This is a genomic window from Oscillibacter sp. CAG:155, from assembly GCA_000436875.1.
Lineage (GTDB): Bacteria > Bacillota > Clostridia > Oscillospirales > Oscillospiraceae > Oscillibacter.
On sequence record FR890888.1, the window covers coordinates 1 to 3,958 of the forward strand.

The 3,958-nt window shown below is 52.1% G+C and carries 4 protein-coding genes and 1 pseudogene; 1 reads left to right on the top strand and 4 read right to left on the bottom strand.

Annotation, left to right across the window (positions count from 1 at the left end; genetic code table 11):
* Positions 1-4: 4 nt before the first annotated feature.
* Together QZL67_RS04270 and QZL67_RS04275 are read right to left on the bottom strand one after the other, a co-directional pair.
* Complete coding sequence (locus QZL67_RS04270) at positions 5-1,165, bottom strand: cation diffusion facilitator family transporter (RefSeq protein WP_022289527.1); 1,161 nt, start codon at positions 1,163-1,165, stop codon at positions 5-7.
* Between the two features lie 42 nt (positions 1,166-1,207).
* Positions 1,208-1,822 (bottom strand): hypothetical protein, encoded by a 615-nt coding sequence (locus tag QZL67_RS04275; protein WP_022289528.1) that lies wholly within the window; start codon positions 1,820-1,822, stop codon positions 1,208-1,210.
* 176 nt (positions 1,823-1,998) lie between these two features.
* Between QZL67_RS04275 and QZL67_RS04280 the strand changes: the two genes are divergently transcribed.
* A complete protein-coding gene (locus QZL67_RS04280; RefSeq protein ID WP_022289529.1) occupies positions 1,999-2,199 on the top strand; it encodes a hypothetical protein in 201 nt (66 codons plus the stop codon).
* A gap of 235 nt (positions 2,200-2,434) precedes the next feature.
* Here the strand turns inward: QZL67_RS04280 and QZL67_RS04285 are convergent, their stop codons facing one another.
* Both QZL67_RS04285 and QZL67_RS04290 read right to left on the bottom strand, forming a co-directional pair.
* Positions 2,435-3,643: a site-specific integrase gene (locus QZL67_RS04285; protein ID WP_022289530.1), complete on the bottom strand. Its 1,209-nt coding sequence runs from the start codon at positions 3,641-3,643 to the stop codon at positions 2,435-2,437.
* A 152-nt stretch (positions 3,644-3,795) separates the two neighbouring features.
* Positions 3,796-3,958, bottom strand: a pseudogene (locus QZL67_RS04290) (site-specific integrase); the annotation flags it as partial.

Sequence of the window (3,958 nt, forward strand, 5' to 3'; positions counted from 1 at the left end):
CGGGTCAGGTGTAGGATCGCTCCACATTTACCACGGCGTAGTAGTTGCCGTCCAGAGCGCGGACTGCTGCCTGGATCTTCTGACGGACCTCTTCGTCTGTCAGGCGGAAGTGGAAGGGGACCACCGCGTCAAAGATCAGGTTCGTGTGGGTGGGGCCGGACACCATACGGAAATCGTGGATGTTGATGGCATCGTCGATACAGTGGATCAGAGCCTGGACCCGCTCCCGGGTCTCTTCGGTGATGCCATCGTCCGTCACCACCGGGTCCATATGGATGACGGCCTCGCAGCCCAGCCGCTCCTTGAGCTCCTTTTCCACATTGTCGATCTCGTCATGAAGATCCAGCACGTTTTCCTCAGCGGGGACCTCTGCGTGGAGGGAGATCATCACCCGGCCGGGGCCGTAGTCATGGACGATCAGGTCATGGATGCCGATGATGCCGGGGTGGGACATTACCAGCTGGCGGATGCTGGAGACAAATTCTGCCGTGGGCGGTGTGCCCAGCAGAGGGTCCAGGGTGTCCTTGGCGGCGCCGATACCGGACCAGAGAATGAACGCAGCCACCAGTACACCGCACCAGCCGTCGATCTTCACGCCGGTAAACTGGCCGATCAGCGTGGCGGCCAGCACAGTCGTGGTGGTGATGCAGTCGTTGAGACTGTCGGCGGCGGTGGCCTCCATGGCGGGAGAATCCAGTTTCTTGCCGATCCGGCGGTTGTAGAACCACATGTAACCCTTTACGGCGATGGATACGCAGAGAATGATGAGCACCAGCGCACTGGAATCCACCGGTGCAGGGTGGAGGATTTTCTCGATGGAGGATTTGGCCAGCTCCACACCCATCAGCAAAATCAGCAGTGCCACTGCAAGGCCGGAGAGGTACTCAATGCGGCCGTGGCCGAAGGGATGCTGAGAGTCAGGCTTTTGCCCGGCCAGCTGAAAACCCAGCAGCGTTACGAAGGAGCTGCCGGCGTCGGAGAGGTTGTTGAAAGCGTCGGCGGTGATGGCGATGGAACCGGAGATCAGGCCGGCGAGAAATTTACCTGCAAAGAGCAGCAGGTTCAAACCGATGCCCACCGCTCCGCAGAGAATGCCGTAGGCCTTACGGGCGGCAGATTGATCCAGGTCCGGTTTGATGAACAGCCGGGCCAGAAGAGAAACCATGCAGTAAAACTCCTTTCTGCAAGAGGATCGGGAAGCGGGGCGTCAGGCCTGCTTCCCGGGGATAACCAGTTTCAAATGACAGCACAAATCGTCCAGGTCCCGATCCGTGGCGGCGGGAATGCGCAGCTTGGCACCGCAGTCCCGGCAGATCAAATCCACCGCGGAGCGGCGGATCTCCATTCCGTAGCGATGGCTGCCGCAGCCGCAGGTGATGCCGTCCTTGCGGGCGGCGATTTCCTTGAGCTCAGAGAGGACTTCGTACATGATGACGTTGTCCACAAAGGCCTCCTGACCGCCTTCGCCCTCCTGCTGCTTTTCCTTTTCTGCCAGAATAGCCAGCTCCCGCAGGTTCTTTTCCACCGTGCCCTCCGGCCCGATGAAGCAGCAAAACTGCTTGGTCTGGGAACAGCCCAGGGCGGTGGCACCCTGTAAGACCCGCTCCGGTCCGCATACGGCGGTGTGGGTCTCGCCACAAATGCCGCAGGGAACGGTGATGTGATATTTTTCGCCGTCAAAGCCGATGTCCAGAGAGGACTTGCCGCAGGGGCATTCGATCTCCGCATTGGAGGCTTCCAGCGCAAAAACGGACCGGGTTCCCATCACGGTCTGCCCGCAGGCGGGGCAGAGGTAGCCAAAGGTCCGCATTTCCTCGCTCATTCTATGCACCTTCCTTGTGTCGTTAGAACCGATTTTTCCATTAAATAAAAATTATACCATGCAGAAAGAAGGTTGTACAGGAAATTTTTTAACCAACGGTTGGGTACAGCCGGGGGCGGCGGGGCAGGATGGGCAGCCGGTGCATATGCTGGAGGGAAACAGAAAGGAGGAGCGTTATGGAACTGATCAAGCGTCGGCTCGCCAATCTGTTGGCAGTCAAGAGTCTGGTCACCGTCATGCTGACGGCGGTGTTTGCCTATCTGGCGATAAGCGGGCATGTCTCTACGGAGCAGTATTTAACGGTATTTACCGTAGTGATCGCGTTTTACTTTGGAACACAGGCGGAAAAGTCCAGCCCCGACGGTACGCAGAGCTGACCGTGGGGCGATATGTGAAAAAACTGCCAGCCCATTTGGGCTGGCAGTTTTTGTGTGCAGTCTGATGAAAAATCAGCGCTTGCTGAACTGAGGCGCACGACGGGCGGCCTTGAGGCCGTACTTCACGAAACCGAAGCTCGATTTTGCTTGATTTTACGCGGTTTTTCAAGCTTTTTGCTCTTCGTCCACCAGTTCTTAAACCCACGATTTTGTAGGCTTTTGTCGGATTTTAACCCTAATCTTTTTTTGATGTGTCGATTGCTCTGTTGATCACCCCATGTAATTGGGCAGGTTTATTATACTTGACTTTGGCGTAAATGTCCATAGTCACCTTGCTGTTTTCGTGTCCGGCAAGATACTGTACGGTTTTAGGATCAACCGAAGCATAAATCAGGTTCGTGATATAAGTGTGACGCAATTGATGCGGTGTCACTTGAAAATCCATCGTATATACCAACTTCGGATTGTTCGGCTGATGCTCACCAAGCTTCGGCTTTACCACATGCTTAATCTTCTGCCCATTCACATAGGTGTAATAGCAGCGTTCTTCCGTAGAACGAACTGCTATGTACTTCCACACCCTCACGAACTGGGATTCAGCCAGAGCGTTACCATTCCTGTCAGAGATCACATATTCCGATTTTGACTTTTCTTTTGCCTCTTTCAAACATTCCACCAGCTTGCCCGGAATAGGAATGTCCCTTTTAGCTGCTGGCGTTTTTAATTCTGTTGAAATTACCGGACGATTATTCACAGAACGCCATGCTCGCCGTACCGAAATATATGGAGTGGCTTCATCCAGGAAAACACAATCCCATCGCAGTGCAAGAATTTCTTCCCGCCGCAACCCTGCGTACAACCCAATCATTACGAAGACATACGGTGGTAATCCCCTGATTGTATCCAGAAGAATTTTCACCTGCTCATCCGTCAATGCCTTCTTTTCCTGCTTTGGTGTTCCGCCTTTTGCGGAAAGCGACGCAGCCGGATTATAACTGATGATTTTGCTTTCTTCTGCTGAATAGAAAACACATTTGATCAGCATATTCATTTTGCTGTACAGGGAAGCTGATTGCTTGGAGATTGGCACCAGCAGCAAGCGAAGGTCATCGGTCGTCACTTCGTCCATATACATATCTCCAATAGCTCCAATAATGTATTTTCTTATCGTGCGCTCATATCCACTCAATGTGTTTTCTCGCACACTCGCCGAGCGCATCTTCAACCATTTTTCGCAATACTCAGCTACTGTCGGATTATTCTTCCGGAATATTTCATTCTCAATACTGCGCTTCATCTCAATGGATTTATCGTACAGCTCTTCAGGAGTCTGTGCATATAGCGAAATCCATTTTCCATCCGCATCCTGCATTCGTGTTCTGTAATATTGAACGCCCCTCTTCATAATTGTTCCATATTCCGGCACTACTTTTTTTCTTGCCATTATTGCTTCCTCCATTTTCTTGATATATCCAAATTGATCCTTGCTCTTTAATTATCCAGAATGCTGCTCCGGTTCTCAAGGATGTCGGCTATATGTAAAAAGAGCAGGGATTATCCCTGCTCTTTTTGATCTCATTCATGAAACTGTCTGGCCTATTCTGCATCCCACAGTGTAAAGGTATCCTCTAATATGCCCGCCAGTTCATCCGGTCGGTTATACTTTGCCTTTGCATAAATGTCCATCGTTATCTTGCTGTTCTCATGACCGGCAAGATACTGAACTGTTTTAGGATCAACCGATGCGTGAATAAGATTT